Genomic DNA, 18,290 nt, shown 5'->3' on the forward strand with positions numbered 1-18,290 from the left:
CTTAAAACGTGGTCTTGACGGAGAAAGCCAGGTAGTCCCGGTCTTTCAGCGATTGCTTGTAATTGAACTGGCTGGCCGCGTTGAGGTTGGTGTCCTCGGCGCCGTAGTAATGCGTGTAGGTCAGGCCGGCGGTGACGCGATCCAGGTAAGTGGCGGTGATGCCGATGTTCATGTCGCCGCCGTTATCCGGGCCAAAGGAGCTGACAACGGCCGACTTGCCCAACGGGAAATAGCTGACGCCGATTGGAATGCTGATATCGATGCCGGAGAAAAACTGTCGGTAGGTCGGGGTGTAAACCATCTTGAATCCGAGGCCGTCATCAGTGGCGTTGGGGTCAAGCGCAGCGCGGTTTTTCGTGACGCTCAGCAGTCGGTTCCAGGCGATCTCACCGACCAGTCCCGATTCCCTGGCAATGAAGTTGGGGCCGAACGAAGCCAACACGTTGAGGTTGACGTGAGCGGTACGGCCAACGGCGTACAGGGCGTCGTCATCGTTATCGGCGACAACGCCCGGCAAGACGGTTTGACCGTTGGAAACCAGCGGCATGTTCCAGCGCATCGACGCTTCGCCGGCGAAGCTGTACTCATCGACGGTGGTCGAAAAACTGGTGCCGAAAGCGCGAATGTCTTCCGGGTAAACCCAGTAGTACTCGCCGATCTGGCCCGTGCCGAAGTTCGGTGCACCGGTGGAGGGTTTGAGGTAAAGCTTGGGGGTTTTATCGTGGTATTGAATCGCGTACAGGCCGTACTCGACCGTTTCCGCGCTGTATTTCAACTGGAGGCCACCCTGCCCCGAACTTCTCGCTTCCTTGTCATTGCCATGGAAAAACGCCGCCGGGCTGCCGGGATTGCCGCCAAGGAATGGGGGAAATGGCGCGCCCACGATCAAGCGTTCGTTGCCTTCACCAATGGTGTCGCTGGTGGAGAAGTAACTGCCCGCGCCCGGCAGGCGTGTTTCTTCCCATTCGAGCTGGTAGTAGGCACCGAGCGAAACGTCGTTGGTCAGCTGAAAGGTCCCCGAGAGTTGATTGACCGGACGGGTGATTTCCTTGAACTGGGTGTTGGGTACGGACTGCGCCTTCACCACGTCGACCGGGCCCATGCCACCGGCAATCCCGTTGGCCCCGAAGAACAGGCTCTCACCCCAGATCAAGCCGTGGCGGCCGGCGCGCACCGACGTGGCGTGATCGGCCAGTTCGCCGTTCCAGTACACGAATGCATCGAGCAATTCACCGTCACCGCCATGCAGGTGACGGGTGTCATCGGTAAATTCGTCGTAGGCCACGGAACGGGCGTTGGCACGCGCCGGATCGTCGTTATCATTATCCTGTTGATATTCAGTGTCGTACCAGGCGGCGCCACTGAGGCGAGCGCCGACGTTTTTGAACGACATGTCCAGCTCGGAAAGGATGTCCGTTCGGTTGGAGATCAAGCCCTTTTTGAACGCCCGATCGCCATCGTCCTGATTGAGCGACACCTGCCCTTCGGTCAATTTGCTGCTGGGATCCTGGGCGCGCCATGCGGCGCTGTACTTGACGGTGTTGTCCCAACGCAGGCTGAAATCCGGATTGCCGGTGTCCACCTGAAAGGCGTGTGCAGCCTGGCTGCACAGCACCAACACTGCGGCCAACGAGAAACCAAAGGGTGCAGAAGTGCAGACCGGGCGGCGCGCAAGCGTCGCAGTCATGGAGCTAACCATCGCGTTAACCTCTTGTTTTTATAGTGGTAACTGCTGTGGGTGACGGCCCTGTCGAATCAGATCGGCTCAGCCGTGCGCGCAAGCATTTGCTTGACCAGGCCGATGCGGTCGAATTCGCGGTCGTGTTGCATTTCCTTGTCGCCCGCCAGCACCGAGCTTTCGCTGATGAATTTGCAGCGTTCGAAACGGCGTTCCATGAAACGCTGGAGAATTTGCTCGACGCTACCCTCGCCAGTCAGTTCTTCACTGAGCACGATGGCATCTTCTATCGCCATGCCCGCCCCCTGACCCAAGTGTGGCGTCGTCGCATGGGCGGCGTCGCCGATCAACAAAACGCGGCCGCGGTACCAAGGCTCATTGACGAAAACCACTTCCATTGGCTTGTAAACCACTTGGCTGCTGTCGGTGATTTGTTCACGTAACTGGCCGATGAGGCCGGTAAAGCCTTGCAAGCGCTGCCGCATCTGCTCGGCCAGCGTCTGCGGGTCCATCCAGGGATTGGATGGTTCGTGGGAGGTGAGGAACAGGTACATCAAGTCACCGGCCAGCGGCACCAGGCCGGCGTTACCGTCAGCGCTCTGATAGTTGGCCAGGTGATCGATTTGCGGGTCGCGCGCAAAGTTGTAGCGCCATACCGATTGGCCGGTAAACCTGGGTGTGTACGTGTCACCAAACAGCAAATCGCGCACTTTGGAGAACAAACCATCGGCACCCACCACCAGGTCATAACTACCGTGGCTGCCGTCGGTGAACAACACGTCGACGCTGTCACCCAGATCGTTCAGGGATTCCACACTGAGTCCAAGGCGTACTTTGGCACCCAGTTCCAGCGTCGTTTCACTGAGGACTTTATGCAGTGCCAGGCGTGAGATACCGACGTTCGCCGGGTAGGCAGGCCCTGCCAGGCGCTGGCCCGGAATGCGTGCCAATTGCTGACCGGCCGGGCCATAGATGGCGACGTCTTCAAAGGCATACGCCGCATCGAGATAACCGTCGAGCACGCCCAGCTTGGCCATTTCGCGAACGACGTTGCTTTGCTGGATGATCCCGACACCGTAAACGGTCCATTCTGACTTGAGTTCGATCAGGTCGACTTCAATGCCCTTGCGCCGCAGTGCGATGGCTGCACACAAGCCGCCAATACCACCGCCCACGATCAGAACTTTGTTCACTGCACTCATGGTGTACTCACTTTTTATTCTTGTGATTCGATGCAGCGCCGGGCACTGCGTCGTTAGGCCCAGCTTCTCGTCAAAGCAGGGATTTGACTAATCGCGAGTAGGGATGCGATGTATCGCCAAACGCGATACCTCATCTGCCCCTCATATCGCCGTCGTTACAGGCATTTCCAATACCACCCAGCCCTCCTCCAGATGCCATGACAGCGCGTCCAGCCGCTGGCCCAGACACGGGCCGTAGACACATTCGCCGGTGTCCGGAAGAAACTGCGCACCGTGGGCGTAACAGACGATCAACTGACCATCAGCCGACAAAAACCGGTCCTTGCGGTACTCCAGGCGTACATCCAGATGCGGGCAACTGTTGCGATAAATCCGCACCTGCCCTTGGTGCACCAGTGCAAAAACTGTGTCCCTGCCGCGCTGCGATGGATCGAATCCACGCGCCTGCCCTTCTGCCAATTCGTCCATCCGGCACAGGAAAAAATCGCTGTGGTCCATGACAGAAACCTGTGTAGGAGCGAGCCTGCTCGCGAAAAACCTGAGAGGACCGCGGGGCGTCAGGCTCCCCGCGTCACGTTGACCTCCATCGCAAGCAATCTCGTTCCTACCGGGGCGGGCCGCCCGGCGCCCATTTTTCTTTCGAGGTGAACAGGAACAGCTGCGAGTTATCCGCCGACAGTGGTGCGCGGCGCGCCTCCCAGGCGTCATCGTGTTTGTCCATGTCAGCGTCGTATTCGATGTGGCAACCCAGCGGACTGTTGAAGTACCAGAACCAGTTGGAGCCAAAGAGATGACGGCCGGGGCCCCAGAAACTGGTCCAGCCTTTTTGTTCGAAGCGTGTACCGGCCAACAACACTTCAGTGCCACTGCCCATGTGAAAGGTGAAGTGTTCGCAGCCCTTCATGTGCGGCGGGGTCTGGATCATGAACAGGCAATGGTGGTCATCGGACCCCGCCGGACGCATGAATGGCCCTGCCCCGATGAAAGTGTCGGTGGTCCTGAACCCCAGGCGCTCGGCGTAGAAGGCCTCGGCCTTGGCGGCATCCGGGACGAAATACACCACGTGCGACAGCGTGCGCGGCGTGGCGCTCATCTCGAGGGTGATGCCCGGTTGGTTCAGCGGACGTTGTGGCGCGTGGCCGGCGGCGTTGGTCAAATCGTCCGGCGCGACGTAGGACTTGCGGACGGTGACCTGGAAAGCGATGGCAAACCCCATGTCGTCGACGCTGTGCAGCACGCCGTTTTCTCGGGTGACCTGACGGTCTCGCGCCAACTCGTCTTCGATGGCGTCGAGGTCAGCCTCGCTGGCAACGCCATAGACGGTTTCGCGAATCGACGGCCCCGGGCCGATGGCAATCGGTAGCGTCGGATCGTCCGCACGGCGAATGATTACGGCCGTACCGTCCAGTGCTTCAAAACGCCCGCCGCTGCTGTCGACGTCAACCGGCGCCAGGCCGTAATCACGCAGACAATCGGTACAGGCTTGGATGTCATCGACGCCAAAAATCAGGGCATCAAGGCCAATGATGTTCATCGCTACCACTCCATTGAAATTAGTATCCGGAAGCAGACACTGGCGGCTCGCAAGCACACTCAGCGATGCATGTAATCCGGTGGTGGTGTCGGCAACAAGTCCGACTGCGGCGAAGATTGCCGTGCGGTTTGGCAGTTGACTAATCGCGAGTGAGGATGCGACCTATCGGCAAACGCGATACTTGATTGCGCGGGATATCGGCAGACGGGCGGGGTTGACGGAACGATGAATTAACCGGAATGTATCGCGAAAATAAATACAAAGCGGATATGCCTGATGCGTTTTAACCACTTGGACCTGAACCTGCTGGTCGCGCTCGATGTACTGCTCGAAGAGCAGAACATTACCCGCGCCGCCGAACGCCTGCACATGACGCAGTCCGCCACCAGTGGGGTATTGGGACGCCTGCGAACCTATTTTGAAGACGAATTGCTGGTGCAGGTGGGGCGTAAAATGCAGCCAACGCCTTACGCGCAAGAGCTTGCCAAACCCATCCGTGAAGTGCTGCTGACGATCCAGTCGTCGATCACCGCCAAGCCAGTGTTCGACCCCACGACCAGCAAACGCCATTTCCGTCTGGTGACTTCGGACTACTTGATCAGCGTGCTGTTTGCCCAGGTGATTCAGAAGATCCATCAGGAAGCGCCCAACATCACCTTCGAAATGATTGGCCCCGGAGACAGTTCCGCTGATTTGCTGATTCGTGGTGAGGTCGATCTGATGATCGTGCCTGAGCGCTACATCATCGAAGGTCACCCTCACCAGCTGTTGTTCGAAGAAGAGCACGTCTGCGTCGTATGGCAGAGCAATACCCAGGTCGGCGACAGCCTGACCCTTGAGCAGTACATGGACATGGGGCATGTCTCTGTCGGTTTTGGTCGCAGCCGGCACTTGAGCATCGAAGAGTGGTTCATGAACCAGTACGGTTTCAACCGCCGCATCGAAGTCATCACCAACGACTTCAACACCCTGCCGCAACTGGTCGTCGGTACCCAGCGCATCGCCACCATGCACCAACGTCTGGCACGGTTGTATGCCGAGCATCTGCCATTGCGCATCCTCAATCCACCGGTAAAAATTCCGGTCATGTGCGAGTTCATGCTCTGGCACCGCAGCGTCGACGGTGACCCCATGCACCGCTGGCTGCGCGAACGCATCAGCGCATTCATCCCGCATCTTGAACATGATCATATCGCCGCTCGCGATACCTCCCATCCGGAGTCACGATTGGCCAATTAGCCGGGGCGTCCTTAACGTGCCTTGTGAACGACAAGGCAACCACAAGGACAACAACAATCATGTTCCGTTACTTCCCGACCAATTACGTGTGGAATCTCTCCGTCGACCTGGCCATCGAGATGGGCGCCCGTATGGGCGAAATTGAAGAGATGTGCGCACCGCTACAGGAAGCCGCCCAGCAACCCGATGCCGCTGGAACCAAGGCGTTTCGCGAAACCTGGGCAAAGATGGCCGACAAACTCTGTGGCCTTGCTGAAGAAGATGAAGGCAATGGCCGACTGCTGTCTGCTGGTGAAAAGTACAACCGCGCCGCCACCTACTACCTGACCTGCGAGCGCTTGCAGGCCCACGGCGCGCCGGGCCGGACAGAGCTGTATCAGCGTTTTTTGCAGACGTTCAAACGCGGTATCGAACTGTCTCGCGAGAACTGTGAGCGCGTAGAAATCCCCTACGAGGGCAAACATATTTCCGGATTACTGGTGCGTGCCGAAGGTGTATCCGGTCCGGCACCGATCCTGGTACAGGTCAATGGACTGGACTCAACCAAAGAAATGAAATATCGCGTCGGGCTGCCAGCGTGGCTGGCGAAGCGCGGTATTTCATCGTTGATCATCGATCAGCCCGGCACAGGAGAAGCGCTGCGATTGCACAATCTGGTCGCCCGTTTCGACAGCGAGCATTGGGCCAGTCGGGTCGTCGACTGGCTGGAAAGCCGTAGCGATGTGGATGCCAAACGTATTGGCCTGGAGGGCGTCTCGCTCGGCGGCTATTACTGCCCGCGTGCGGTCGCTTTCGAACCCCGGTTTGCGTGCGGTGTGGTGTGGGGCGCCAACCATGACTGGCGCGATGTACAAAAACGTCGTCTGGAAAAAGAAGGCAGCTTCCCCGTTCCGCACTATTGGGCGCACGTGTGCTGGGTATGGGGGGCGAAAGATATGGATGAGTTCATGGCCATCTCCGAAAACGTGCACCTGGATGGCGTACTGGACCGGATCAAGGTTCCATTCCTGGTGACCCACGGTGAAAAGGACTCACAGATTCCATTGAAGTGGGCACATCGCACGTACGAGCAACTGGTCAACAGCCCCAAACGCGAGCTTAAAATCTTCACCGAACGCGAAGGTGGCGTGCAGCATTCCAGCTTCGATAACAGCATCAACGCGGGCCAATACATCGCCGACTGGATTGCCGAAACATTAGGCGGCCACACCGCGTAAGCTGCGTCCTCTACAACCTCGCTTGCCAGCGATGGCGATGTCACATTCGCCATCGCCATCGCCATCGCCATCGCCATCGCCAGCAAGCCGGCTCCTACCGGTTTGTGTGGTACCAAACAATCCGAATTCACCCACGATCCTGTAGGAGCTGGCTTGCCGGCGATGGCGTTTTGTCGAGCGCCGAACGAGCTCAGTTGGGTGCTCGGGTACCATGGAAGGAGGTGATCTGCCACCCTTGCTCGCCAAACGCCCAGACCTGCGTAGCAAAGCCTTCACCACGAATCGACTGGTCACCACCGCGCTTGCGCAACGTGTTGCACTGCGGTCCCGTCATGACGGCAAGATGCTCGCCATAGAAGCGGATCAGCAGTTCGCCGCGCTCAATGTCCAGATAGTCTACGGCGCTTTTCGCGTAGTCCAGATACTCCGCCTTGCCTTGTACCAATCCTGTGGTGTGTACGTAGACCAAGTCATCGGCGAATAACTGCGCCACACGCCAATAGTCTTCCTCTACCAATGCCCGGCGGCGCTCTTGCTCAAGTGCCAGCAGTTCAGCTTTTACAGTTGCGGTGGTCATGGGGACTGCTCTCTGTGGATGAAGAGCGCGCACCATAGCCCCCGATCAGGCTCAAAAAAAATCGCCGATCACGATGCCAACCATCGTGACTCGCGATACCCGGCACTTGCTGTTATTCATCAACGCAATGCCCCGGCACCGCTGAGGTACAGCCGCTATTGACGCCATCAATACGCGAGCATTGATGCAAGTTGCTGGTGGCGTGCATGGCCCTGCCCTAGCCTCGCCTTGCATAACAACCCACACAGTGAAACGCCATGCCCGCCCTACACCTGAAATGCCAGACCCTGTTCGACGGTACCGGTCTGCAAACCCGTCAACAGCAAACCCTTATCGTGGAAAACGGCCTGCTGTCGTACGTCGGCCCGACCGCCCTCGCGCCGCAGACGCAACCGGGAGACACCCTGCTGGACGCTGGCGATAACTTTGTCATGCCGGGCCTGGTGGATGTGCACACCCATTTGGCCTTCGGCAACGCGCAGAGCGAAGAAGACATTGATATCTGGACCAGCGACGAGTTCCGTGCGCTGCGTGGCATGTTCTTCGCCCAACATGTGCTGGCCGCCGGTGTGACCAGCATGGTCTGCCCGGGCGATAGTGGCCAACTCAGCATCGCTGTGCGCAACGCGATCGCTGCCGGTTTGTTCGAGGGCCCACGTATTGCCGCCAGCAGCCGGGTCATCACCAATCGACAGAGCCTCAACGACTGGTTTCCGAGTCGGGTAGGTGCTCCGGAGTATTTCACTGCGCGGCTGGTCACCAGTCGCAGCGAAGCGTTGGCTGAAATCCGCAAACAGGCCAAGGATGGCGTCGACCTGATCAAAATCGCCATGGACGGCACCCACCGCCGCCCGAACGGCGAAATCATCGCCGCGTTCACCGCCGAAGAAACCTATGAGATGGTCGAAGAAGCTCACCGCCTGGGCTGCAAAGTGGCGACCCACGCCTATGGCCGAGAAGCTGTGATGTACGCCGCACGCGCCGGTGTCGATCTGGTGTTCCATGCCTTCTACATGGACGACGCCTGTATCGAGGCGTTGCTCGAAGCCGGCAGCATTCTCGCGCCGACCATGACCTTCCCGCAAAACACCGTGGACTTCTGCCAACCCCACGATCCAGCCATCAGCACCGGTTACGCCGGTTACTGTGCCCGCACGCTGGAAGTCGGTTCGGCCGTGCTCAAACGCGCCAAGGCCGCAGGCGTACCTTTCGCGTGTGGCAGCGACAGCGGTTTTGCGGTAACGCCCTATGGCGAGTGGCACGCGCGTGAGCTGGAACTGTTGGTCACCCGGCTGGGCTTCACACCCGCAGAAGCACTGTATGCCGCCACCAACGTTGGTGCGCGCTGCATGCCACGCGGTGAGACCATCGGCACCCTCGAAGTGGGTAAGCAAGCAGACTTCCTGTTGCTCGACGGTTCGCCGTTGCACGACATCCGCATCCTGCAAGACCGCTCTCGCCTTAAAGCCGTGTACAAGGCTGGCCAGTCCGTGCGCATGGAGCGCAGCCCCTACAACCCCAAACAGGTCTCTGATTTCAACTCGCTGAAATGGACTGATCTTTACACCCGAGACCGCGTGACCCAATTGGGCAAGTGGGCACAATGAGGACCAACACCCTGCAGCAACTCGACCTGATGACCGCCACCAACATCGCCAGCCAGGCCATCCGCATCGCTCGAGAAACGGGCATCAACCCTCTTGCCGTGGCCGTGCTGGATAGTGCGGGTCATCCGCTGGCAGTCTTGCGTGATGAACATGCCAGTTTCCTTCGACCACAGATCGCCACCGGCAAGGCGCGGGGTTGCCTGGGAATGGGCTTTGGCGGGCGCGAACTGGCCCGACGCGCACAAGCGATGCCGGCGTTCTTCGACGCCATCAACAGCCTGACCGGCGGCGAAGTGATTCCCGTCGCCGGAGGCGTGTTGATTCGCAATGCCGAGGGACTGATTCTGGGCGCCATTGGCGTCAGCGGCGACACTTCGGACAACGACGAGCGCTGCGCTTTACAGGCTATTGAACAGGCTGCGCTGGTGGCGGATACCGGTGATCAGGCAGTGCGCTGATCAAGCAATGCGGCCTGCTGCGATAACAGGCCGCGAAACCACACCATCGCCGGGTCATGATCTTGATAAGGGTGCCATTGCAATACCTGAACGGCATCAGGAAATGCCAGCGGTGCCGGATGAATACGCAACGGATAATGTTGAGCGAAGCGCTGCGCCTGGCGGCGAAACACAGTGGCGATCCGGGCAGTACCGACGATGAATTCGGGCATTAACACGAAGCTTTCCAGGGCCACTGCCACTCGGCGATGAACACCCGACTCATGCAAGTGCGCTGCATCCATCGCCAAATTTCGACCATCGGCAAACTCGCGTACCACGTGCTCCGCCTCGCAATAGTCGGCCAGGCTCAAGCCTTCGGCGAACCGGGGTTGCCGAGCGCAGACGATGCAACAGAGCTCGTCGTTCATCAGCGGGATATGGGGGTAAGCCGGGTTCAATCGCCGCTGAGGCACAATCACACAATCGCTGCGGCGATAGTCGAGCGCCTCGCTGACCACGTCACCGTCACGCGGCACAGGCATGTCCCGCAGACTCAAGCGCACACCTGGTGCGATTCGGGCCAACTCAAGACTGACGGCTGGCAGCAGGACACCAGCTACGTAGTCGGAAGCCACCAAAGTGAAGTGCCGAGTGCAACTGGCCGGTTCAAAATTGACCGGTGCATCGACAATCTCACGAGTCAGAGCCAACGCTTCACGCACTTTGGGAAGCAGTTCCAGACCCAACGCCGTGGGCTCCAGACGCCGTCCAATCTGGACCAGCAACGGATCATTGAAATGCTCACGCAAACGTCCGAGCGCCGAACTGGTTGCCGACTGCCCCAGGCACAATCGCTCGGCGGCCCTGCTGACACTACATTCACTCAACAAGGCGTCCAAGGCGACCAGCAGGTTCAAGTCAAGACGTCGATAACGCATGTCGTATCCAGTTTAAGTTTTCAGGTGTTTGAACTACGTCGCTGATCACACCCAGCGTGAGTGCTTCAGGTCTCGCGGTGAAACGCCCCTAGCGCTTCACCAAGGCTGACGCTCAGGCGCTGCAAGTCGCCATTAGCTGTTTCCAGCCGAGCACACTCCTCGGCATTTTGCTCGACTACCCTGTCCACCTGCCCAAGCGCTGCATCGACTCGACAGGCTATGTCATGTTGCGATGCTGCAGCGTGGGCAATTCTCTGTCCGCTGTATTCAACTCGCGAGATGGCCTCGGTAGTCGCACCCAGGACCTGACTTGCGCGCACTGTCAGCTCAACGCCTTCGGCAGTCCGTCGCTGACTGTCGAAAAGACTGGTTGCGGTGTCGCCTGTGACCTTCCAGAGGCGTTGAATCATGCTGTCGATCTCGCCAGTCGATGCTCGCGTTCGACTGGCGAGCACCCGAACCTCGTCGGCCACTACAGCAAAACCGCGACCCTGCTCACCGGCTCGCGCTGCTTCGATGGCGGCATTCAAGGCCAATAGATTGGTCTGTTCGGCGAGTGCGCTGATCACATCCAGCACACCGGTAATAGCCTGGCTTTCGCTCTGCAACAATTGCATGGAACCCACACTGCTGGTCATTTCCCGCGATAGCCGCTGAAGGCTTTGACTCGCCTGTCGTACCAGGTCGTCGCCATGATGAATCAGCTTGCAAGCATCGCCCAGGCTCGCCTGGCTTCCCGCGACTTGCTGGTTGACCTGCGCCGCCGCTTGGGTCATATGCTGCATGGCCGCAACCACCTCGGCGGTCTGCTCGCGCTGTGCGCGCACACCCTGCCCTGTGCGATCGACCATTGCACCCAGCGAGACGGCCGCAGCGTCCAGTTGTTGCACGTCGCTGCCGATTCGCCCCACAAGATGGCGCAGCGCCTGCAACATCAGGTCAATAGCACTACCGAGCTGGCCCAACTCATCTTGTCGATCAAGCAGCGCGGGACGATCCTTCAGATCTCCCGCAGCCACCCGTTGCGCCAGTCCCAGCATCATTTTCAGTGGCGAAACAATTGAACGCTGGATCAAAAGGCACGCGCCGACACTGAGCAACACGGCAAGCAGCACCATCACTGCAAGTTGCTGATCCAGACGTCTTTGGAGTAATTCATAAGATTGTGCAGCCCTCGCTCGCTCGGTTTCCAACACCATCGTCACTTGTTCAGCGGACACCGACATGCTCACTTGTTGCGCCATGGCCTGCTCACCGCTGCTGGCAAAACCCAGAAATGCCTCGCGATACTCGGCCAACGCTGCGCTGGCCTCATCCAGTGCACGACGACGATCGCCATCGAGCTGCGAATTCAGACTACCTAGCGCGCTGGCAAGCTCATTGACCCGGTTGACCCAGTCGTCCCGATATCGGTTTTGCGGATCGAGGGAAAAATACAGCTCGCTGTCACGCAGATTGGCCAAGCGTTCGCGCAATGCAACCGCCTCTTCCAACTGCTGCATTGACTGCGCTTGGGGCAGCTGGTGTTGCTCAAGATTGAGGTTGATATCGTCTAATTGGTCGAGGAATACTTCGCTGAATCGCTGCCCTGTCGTTTCCGCCAGCACTTGCATGCGCAGCCTCGCCCGAATCGCCTGGTAGCGCGCTTCGGCATAGGCCTGAAATGCCTTCAGGTAACGGTCGGTTGACTGGGCGAGCGTCTGTTTGAAACGCTCTCCCGAAAGAGCAAGCGACGGCCCGACTTGTAGTTGACGTAAAGAATCCTCGACCTGCGCAGCCGATTCTCGTGACGGCAGCAAACCAAAATCCCGCTCTGCAAGCCGCGCCTGGGCAAGACTGGCTTTCTGGCGATCCAGCTCCCGTAACTGTGTGGTGCTTGATTGCGTTACCCGCACCGAATACCAGGCGGTGAGCGCCATGCCCATCGTGCAGATCAGGACCAGACCGAAGCCGAGCGTTAACTTGCCGCCGACACTAAGGCGGTTCAGCGAAGCACCCAATCGATGGATTCTCACTTGCTCGGCCTGTGTGCGGCGATAGAGCGATCAGCCATCGAGTGAACCCCATTATTGTTTTAATCGGGGCAGGTTGACGTGACAGAGCGAAGCTGACCAATCGCTTGTGTGGATGCGACCCATCGGCAATCGCGATACCTGAAAGGCACTCGAGTTTCAGGTAGCCAGATTCAAGCGTCTTCGGGGTCGTACTCGTTCACATTGGCGACTTGGGAGTGCAGTCGGCCCAACAACTCGACGAGGGTGTCCACTTCCGAGGCAGAGAGCTCGCTGAGCAGCCGCCGCTCACGTTCCAGTGCAACCTTCAGGACTCGCTCATGCAGGGCTTTGCCGCTGTCCGTCAGGCTGACGGTATAGCGCCGCGCGTCCTTTGAATCGACCTGGCTGCAAATATGCCCGGCACCTTCCAGCGACTGCAATGAACGGCTGACCGCGCTCTTGTCGAGGCCGATCGTCTGGCAGATTCGGTTGGCGGTGATGTCATTTTCCACAGCAAGCATCGAAAGCATTCGCCATTCGACGACACCGATACCGAAATGCTTGCGATAGCACTGCGATGCGCCTGAGGAGAGCTTGTTGGACAAGAAATTCAGCAGTGCCGGGACATAACGCGTGAGGTTCAGTTGGGATTCTGCGGACATTGAGCGAACACCTTGGATCGGCGGGGCCTTGGAATATTAGTTGACACCGCAACTAAATAATCGGAGGATTTCTCTACCGAACGTCACGGGCGATTCGCTGCATGATATGCCGCCGCCCTGCCTCATAAAAATAATTATCAGGTTTTGGTCATGAACCCCTTCAATCTCATCGCCTTCGTCCTCCTCGCCCCAGCACCCGGCTGATCCGTCCCCGGCCAGTGCTCTAACCGACGCTTTTTTTTTCAGCAGCCACTTCAGTGTGGAGGGACAAGTCATGCTTCAAGTCAACGTCACCCGCAAAGCAAACGAAGCCGAAGGCATCTGCAGTTTCGAACTATGTGCCGCCGATGGCAGCACGCTGCCGGCGTTCGAGGCCGGCGCCCACATCGACATTCACATTGCCGATGGCCTCACCCGCCAATACTCCTTGTGCAACGACCCCAAGGAACGCCACCGCTACCTGATCAGCGTGCTCAAGGACCCGAGCTCTCGGGGCGGCTCCAGAGCCATGCACGAGCAGATTCAGTCTGGGCAAACACTCACCATCAGCGCTCCGCGCAATCTTTTCCCGCTTGATCGCTCAGCCAAGCGACACCTGCTGTTTGGTGGAGGTATCGGTATCACGCCCATGTTGGCCATGGCCTGGGAGCTGTCACATCAAGGGGCCGATTTCGAATTGCACTACTGCTTCCGTTCGAGCGAGCGCGCAGCGTTCGTCACGATGCTTGCTGATACCCCATTCGCCGATCGCATAAAACTTCATGACGACAGCGGCCCCCAGATACAGAAGCTGGATGCGCCAGCCTTGCTCACGCCCGCCCACGCAGACACCCATCTGTATGTGTGCGGGCCGGCCGGCTTCATGAACTACATCCTCGATTCAGCGCAGAACGCCGGGTGGCCGCAGGACCGGGTACACAAAGAATTCTTCGCTGCCGACCCTATCGATCAAAGCGCCAATGCATCGTTCGAAGTTGAACTGGCAAGCAGTGGCCAGGTTTTTCAGATTCCTGCCGAACGTACGGTGTTCGAAGTGCTCGACGAGGCCGGCATAGCGATCGAGTCATCTTGCGAGCAAGGCGTCTGCGGGACCTGCGTCACTCGCGTACTGCAGGGCATACCCGAACACCGGGACAAGTTCCTGACAGTGGCCGAACACGCCGCAAACGACCGCTTTACCCCCTGCTGCTCTCGCGCCAGGTCATCACGCCTGGTGCTCGACTTGTGAATTCAAACAACAACATCAACCGTGCCTCCTGGAGAACACCATGAACACTTCCACTCTCCAAACGCTTGCCGAAGAAATTCCGGCGCCTGCCTTGCCCAGCTTTCCCCTCAACCAATGGTACGTCGCTGCCCTGGGTTGGGAGTTGAAGGACAAGCCGGTAGGCCGGACATTACTCAACAAGCCTGTCGTACTGTTTCGCAAGGCCAACGGCGAGGTCGCGGCATTGGAAGACCGTTGCTGCCACAGAGCATTGCCACTGTCGAACGGAACGCTGGAAGCGACCGGCATTCGTTGCGGTTATCACGGCCTGCTGTTCGATGACCATGGAAAATGCGTCGAAATCCCGGGCCAGGACAAGATCCCGAGCAAAGCCAAAGTGCCTGCGTATCACGTGCGTGAGCAGGACCAGATCGTCTGGATATGGTTTGGCAGCGAGGCTCAACCCGAGCCGATGTGTGAACCGCCGACTTACTCCGTCCACAGCAGCGGCAAATACCTGTTCGACGGCAACGTGTACCACTACGACGCGCCTTATCAATTAATCCACGACAACCTCATGGACTTGAGTCATTTGGGGTATGTCCACCTGCGCACCATCGGTGGCAACGCCAGCATCCATATGAATGCGCAGATGAATGTGGAAAGTGAAGACAACGTCGTAAGGGTCGTGCGCCATATGCCGGACTCTGTTCCACCGCCCACCTACACCGCCGCCTACCCTTTCAAAGGCAACGTGGACCGCTGGCAGGAAATCGAATTTCACGTCAGTCACCTGCGAATCTGGACCGGTGCAGTGGATGCCGGTACCGATTCACTGGACAACCCCGACCGCGGAGGCTTCCACATGCGCGGGTTCCACGGCGTCACACCGGAAACCGACACCACCAGTCACTACTTCTGGACCATTGCCACCAACCCGGCGAGTGATCCAGAAACCATCAAGGCCAAGGTCGTTGAGCAAACCATCCTGACCTTCGATGAAGACAAGGAAGTGATCGAAGCCCAGTACCAGAACATGTGCCGGTTCGGCGCGCGTCCGATGATCGACATCCACGTCGATGTCGGCGCCAATCGCGCCCGCCGAATCATCGAGCAGCTTCGCCAATCCAGCGTTTGAGTCCTTCAGACCAAACTCAGGACTCCAGGACATTTGCTGCCCCGAAGGCAGCATTTTGTAGCGCTACATAACAACAACTTCCTCGAGGAAAAAAGCATGTCTGGCAATCGTGGTGTGGTGTATCTCGGCGCTGGCAAGGTCGAAGTACAGAAAATCGACTATCCAAAAATGCAGGACCCGCGCGGTCGCAAGATCGAGCACGGGGTCATTCTCAAGGTGATTTCCACCAACATCTGCGGCTCCGACCAGCACATGGTGCGCGGCCGGACCACGGCACAAACCGGCCTGGTGCTGGGTCACGAAATCACCGGCGAAGTAATCGAAAAAGGCAGTGACGTCGAGCACCTGAAAATCGGCGACCTGGTGTCCGTGCCATTCAACGTGGCATGCGGACGCTGCCGCTCTTGCAAGGAGCAACACACCGGTGTCTGCCTGACCGTCAACCCGGCCCGCGCCGGCGGTGCTTATGGTTATGTCGACATGGGCGACTGGACCGGCGGCCAGGCCGAATACGCGCTGGTGCCCTACGCCGATTTCAACCTGCTGAAACTGCCGGACCGCGACCGGGCCATGGAAAAAATCCGCGACCTGACCTGCCTCTCCGACATCCTGCCGACCGGTTATCACGGTGCGGTGACGGCTGGCGTTGGCCCGGGCAGCTCCGTGTACATCGCCGGTGCCGGACCGGTCGGGCTGGCGGCGGCTGCATCCGCTCGCTTGCTGGGTGCGGCGGTGGTGATTATCGGCGACGTCAACACCGTGCGCCTAGCCCACGCCAAGGCCCAGGGTTTTGAAATCGTCGACCTGTCGAAAGACGCGCCGCTGCACGAACAGATCGCCGCGCTGCTCGGCGAACCGGAGGTGGATTGTGCGGTGGACTGCGTCGGCTTCGAAGCCCGCGGCCACGGTCATGACGGCGTCAAACACGAAGCCCCGGCTACCGTGCTCAACTCGCTGATGGGCGTGGTGCGTGTGGCCGGCAAGATAGGCATCCCCGGCCTCTACGTCACCGAAGACCCAGGGGCCGTAGACGCCGCCGCGAAAATGGGCAGCCTGAGCATCCGCTTTGGCCTGGGCTGGGCCAAATCCCATAGTTTCCACACCGGCCAGACACCCGTCATGAAGTACAACAGGCAGTTGATGCAGGCAATCATGTGGGACCGCATCAACATCGCTGAAGTAGTCGGTGTGCAAGTCATCAGCCTGGATCAGGCGCCGGAAGGTTACGGCGAATTCGATGCCGGTGTGCCGAAGAAGTTTGTGATTGACCCGCACAAGTCCTTCAGTGCGGCCTGAGCCTGAGATCAAGGTCGCCCAGCGCTTCTCGCGCCTGAGCACCGTACCGCCCCGGAGTCGAGCCGCCGGCTCCCAGGCACCTTGCATGCTCCACTGACCAACAAAAACAACAAGGTATCGACATGTACACACTGCAACCTGCGCATAGTGAGGCGGCTTCGGCTGCCCGTCGTTCAAAGCATTCTTCCACCCACAGCTTCGGAGCCTGACGCCATGAGCCAGTCGATTGGGCAACAGCTGGACGAAAAACCCATGGTCCGCTTCCAGTGGGGCGTGGTTGCGCTCTGCTTTCTGATAAACATGCTGGATGGCTTCGATGTATTGGTGATGGCTTTCACCGCCGCGTCCATTTCCGCCGATTGGGGCCTGAGCGGCATTCACCTCGGCTACCTGCTCAGTGCAGGGCTTGTCGGAATGGCTATCGGTTCGCTGTTCATTGCCCCTTGGGCCGATCGCTTCGGGCGACGTCCGCTCATTCTGCTGTGTGTAGGCATCGCCGGGCTCGGCATGCTGGCGTCATCGAAGGCGACATCCCCCGAGATGCTCGCGGTGCTGCGCCTGATAACCGGACTCGGTATCGGTGGCATCCTGGCCAGCAGCTACGTCATTGCCGGGGAGTATGCCAACAAGAAGTGGCGCAGTCTGGCCATTAGCCTGCAATCCACGGCCTATGCACTGGGCGCGACCATCGGCGGCCTCATCGCGGCGCAAATCATTCCGTCCCTGGGTTGGCGTTCGGTGTTCTTTTACGGTGGCATAACGACGCTGCTGATCCTGCCGATCCTTGCATTCTGGTTGCCCGAGTCCCTGGCTTTCCTGCTGTCTCGCCAACCCCGGCGCGCGCTGGAGCGTATCAATGTTCTGCTGCAACGAGTCGCGATCACGCCCCTCGAGCGGTTGCCCGAGGCGTTGCGTGAATCCAGGAAACCGCTACGAGCCACCTTCGCCGAGCTCTTCTCGCCAGCGCTGCTGCGTTCAACCTTGCTGGTGTGGAGCGCCTTCTTTCTGGTGATGTTCGGTTTCTATTTCGTCATGAGCTGGACGCCAAGGCTGCTGGTGTCGGCCGGCCTGTCGAATACTCAAGGCATCACGGGCGGTGTGTTACTCAACGTCGGCGGCATTCTTGGCACTTCGCTGATCGGCTTGCTGGCGGCACGTTTTCGTCTGTCCCGAGTACTCATGGCTTACCTTCTGGTCAATGCGGTGCTGCTGGCCGTTTTCGTGCAATTCACTGCCAACCTGAACCTGGCCTTTGCCCTGGTGCTGATGATCGGAGTTTTCGTCAACGGCTGCGTCGCCGGGCTCTATGCGCTTACTCCGAGCATTTACAACGCCACCCAGCGCGTCACTGGCCTGGGTTGGGGCATTGGCATCGGTCGCGCCGGTGCGATTCTCTCGCCATTGGTGGCTGGCCGTTTGATTGATGCGCAGTGGCAGCCCGCCGACCTTTACCTGCTGTTTGCCCTGTCCTTCGTCCTTGCGGCTGGCGCCGTCTGGCTTTTGAAGCCGCAACGGCTGCTGCAACTGAACACCGTCAGCAACGCCTGATTCGACCGTCCAT

At 59.0% G+C, this 18,290-nt stretch carries 16 protein-coding genes; 8 read left to right on the plus strand and 8 right to left on the minus strand.

Features of this window, described 5'->3' with window-relative positions; genetic code table 11:
- Nucleotide 1: 1 nt before the first annotated feature.
- The 4 genes from AD668_RS17770 to AD668_RS17785 all read right to left on the minus strand — a co-directional run bounded on the left by AD668_RS17770 (nt 2) and on the right by AD668_RS17785 (nt 4,414).
- Nucleotides 2–1,699 carry a DUF1302 domain-containing protein gene (locus AD668_RS17770; RefSeq protein ID WP_082344509.1) on the minus strand — a complete coding sequence of 566 codons (1,698 nt, stop codon included), beginning with the start codon at nt 1,697–1,699 and terminating at the stop codon, nt 2–4.
- Nucleotides 1,700–1,755: 56 nt separating this feature from the next.
- Complete coding sequence (locus AD668_RS17775; protein ID WP_053160855.1) at nt 1,756–2,880, minus strand: FAD-dependent oxidoreductase; 1,125 nt, start codon at nt 2,878–2,880, stop codon at nt 1,756–1,758.
- Between the two features lie 141 nt (nt 2,881–3,021).
- The gene (locus AD668_RS17780) at nt 3,022–3,378 is read right to left on the minus strand and encodes a Rieske 2Fe-2S domain-containing protein (RefSeq protein WP_053160856.1); all 357 of its coding nucleotides are present in this window, start codon (nt 3,376–3,378) and stop codon (nt 3,022–3,024) included.
- A 106-nt stretch (nt 3,379–3,484) separates the two neighbouring features.
- The gene (locus AD668_RS17785; protein WP_053160857.1) at nt 3,485–4,414 is read right to left on the minus strand and encodes a VOC family protein; all 930 of its coding nucleotides are present in this window, start codon (nt 4,412–4,414) and stop codon (nt 3,485–3,487) included.
- A 276-nt stretch (nt 4,415–4,690) separates the two neighbouring features.
- Here AD668_RS17785 and AD668_RS17790 point away from each other — a divergent pair, with 276 nt between their 5' ends.
- Entirely contained in the window at nt 4,691–5,653 is a 963-nt protein-coding gene (locus tag AD668_RS17790) for a LysR family transcriptional regulator (RefSeq protein WP_053160858.1), read from the plus strand.
- A gap of 59 nt (nt 5,654–5,712) precedes the next feature.
- The gene (locus tag AD668_RS17795; RefSeq protein WP_053160859.1) at nt 5,713–6,870 is read left to right on the plus strand and encodes a S9 family peptidase; all 1,158 of its coding nucleotides are present in this window, start codon (nt 5,713–5,715) and stop codon (nt 6,868–6,870) included.
- Nucleotides 6,871–7,060: 190 nt separating this feature from the next.
- On the opposite strand, the gene AD668_RS17800 is transcribed toward AD668_RS17795, so the two are convergent.
- The gene (locus AD668_RS17800) at nt 7,061–7,447 is read right to left on the minus strand and encodes a nuclear transport factor 2 family protein (protein WP_053160860.1); all 387 of its coding nucleotides are present in this window, start codon (nt 7,445–7,447) and stop codon (nt 7,061–7,063) included.
- 257 nt (nt 7,448–7,704) lie between these two features.
- Here AD668_RS17800 and AD668_RS17805 point away from each other — a divergent pair, with 257 nt between their 5' ends.
- Both AD668_RS17805 and AD668_RS17810 read left to right on the plus strand, forming a co-directional pair.
- On the plus strand, nt 7,705–9,054 hold the full coding sequence (locus tag AD668_RS17805) for an amidohydrolase family protein (protein ID WP_053160861.1): 1,350 nt from the start codon (nt 7,705–7,707) through the stop codon (nt 9,052–9,054).
- Between the two features lie 29 nt (nt 9,055–9,083).
- Complete coding sequence (locus AD668_RS17810) at nt 9,084–9,512, plus strand: heme-binding protein (RefSeq protein WP_371259818.1); 429 nt, start codon at nt 9,084–9,086, stop codon at nt 9,510–9,512.
- Here AD668_RS17810 and AD668_RS17815 read toward each other — a convergent pair.
- The 3 genes from AD668_RS17815 to AD668_RS17825 all read right to left on the minus strand — a co-directional run bounded on the left by AD668_RS17815 (nt 9,497) and on the right by AD668_RS17825 (nt 13,088).
- Entirely contained in the window at nt 9,497–10,432 is a 936-nt protein-coding gene (locus tag AD668_RS17815; RefSeq protein ID WP_053160862.1) for a LysR family transcriptional regulator, read from the minus strand. The genes AD668_RS17810 and AD668_RS17815 overlap by 16 nt on opposite strands.
- 65 nt (nt 10,433–10,497) lie before the next feature.
- Complete coding sequence (locus tag AD668_RS17820) at nt 10,498–12,447, minus strand: methyl-accepting chemotaxis protein (protein ID WP_256220703.1); 1,950 nt, start codon at nt 12,445–12,447, stop codon at nt 10,498–10,500.
- Between the two features lie 170 nt (nt 12,448–12,617).
- Nucleotides 12,618–13,088 (minus strand): MarR family winged helix-turn-helix transcriptional regulator, encoded by a 471-nt coding sequence (locus AD668_RS17825; protein ID WP_053160863.1) that lies wholly within the window; start codon nt 13,086–13,088, stop codon nt 12,618–12,620.
- A gap of 274 nt (nt 13,089–13,362) precedes the next feature.
- On the opposite strand from AD668_RS17825, the gene AD668_RS17835 reads away from it, so the two are divergent.
- The 4 genes from AD668_RS17835 (at nt 13,363) to AD668_RS17850 (ending at nt 18,277) form a co-directional block, all read left to right on the plus strand.
- Nucleotides 13,363–14,316 carry a PDR/VanB family oxidoreductase gene (locus tag AD668_RS17835; RefSeq protein WP_053160865.1) on the plus strand — a complete coding sequence of 318 codons (954 nt, stop codon included), beginning with the start codon at nt 13,363–13,365 and terminating at the stop codon, nt 14,314–14,316.
- A gap of 40 nt (nt 14,317–14,356) precedes the next feature.
- A complete protein-coding gene (locus AD668_RS17840) occupies nt 14,357–15,433 on the plus strand; it encodes an aromatic ring-hydroxylating dioxygenase subunit alpha (RefSeq protein WP_053160866.1) in 1,077 nt (358 codons plus the stop codon).
- A gap of 96 nt (nt 15,434–15,529) precedes the next feature.
- Nucleotides 15,530–16,729 (plus strand): formaldehyde dehydrogenase, glutathione-independent, encoded by a 1,200-nt coding sequence (gene fdhA, locus AD668_RS17845; RefSeq protein ID WP_053160867.1) that lies wholly within the window; start codon nt 15,530–15,532, stop codon nt 16,727–16,729.
- Nucleotides 16,730–16,942: 213 nt separating this feature from the next.
- Nucleotides 16,943–18,277, plus strand: a complete 1,335-nt coding sequence (locus AD668_RS17850) for an MFS transporter (RefSeq protein WP_053160868.1) — start codon at nt 16,943–16,945, stop codon at nt 18,275–18,277.
- The last annotated feature ends 13 nt before the right edge of the window (nt 18,278–18,290 follow it).

It is taken from the genome of Pseudomonas sp. P1.8, assembly GCF_001269805.1.
In the GTDB taxonomy this organism is placed as follows: Bacteria; Pseudomonadota; Gammaproteobacteria; order Pseudomonadales; family Pseudomonadaceae; genus Aquipseudomonas.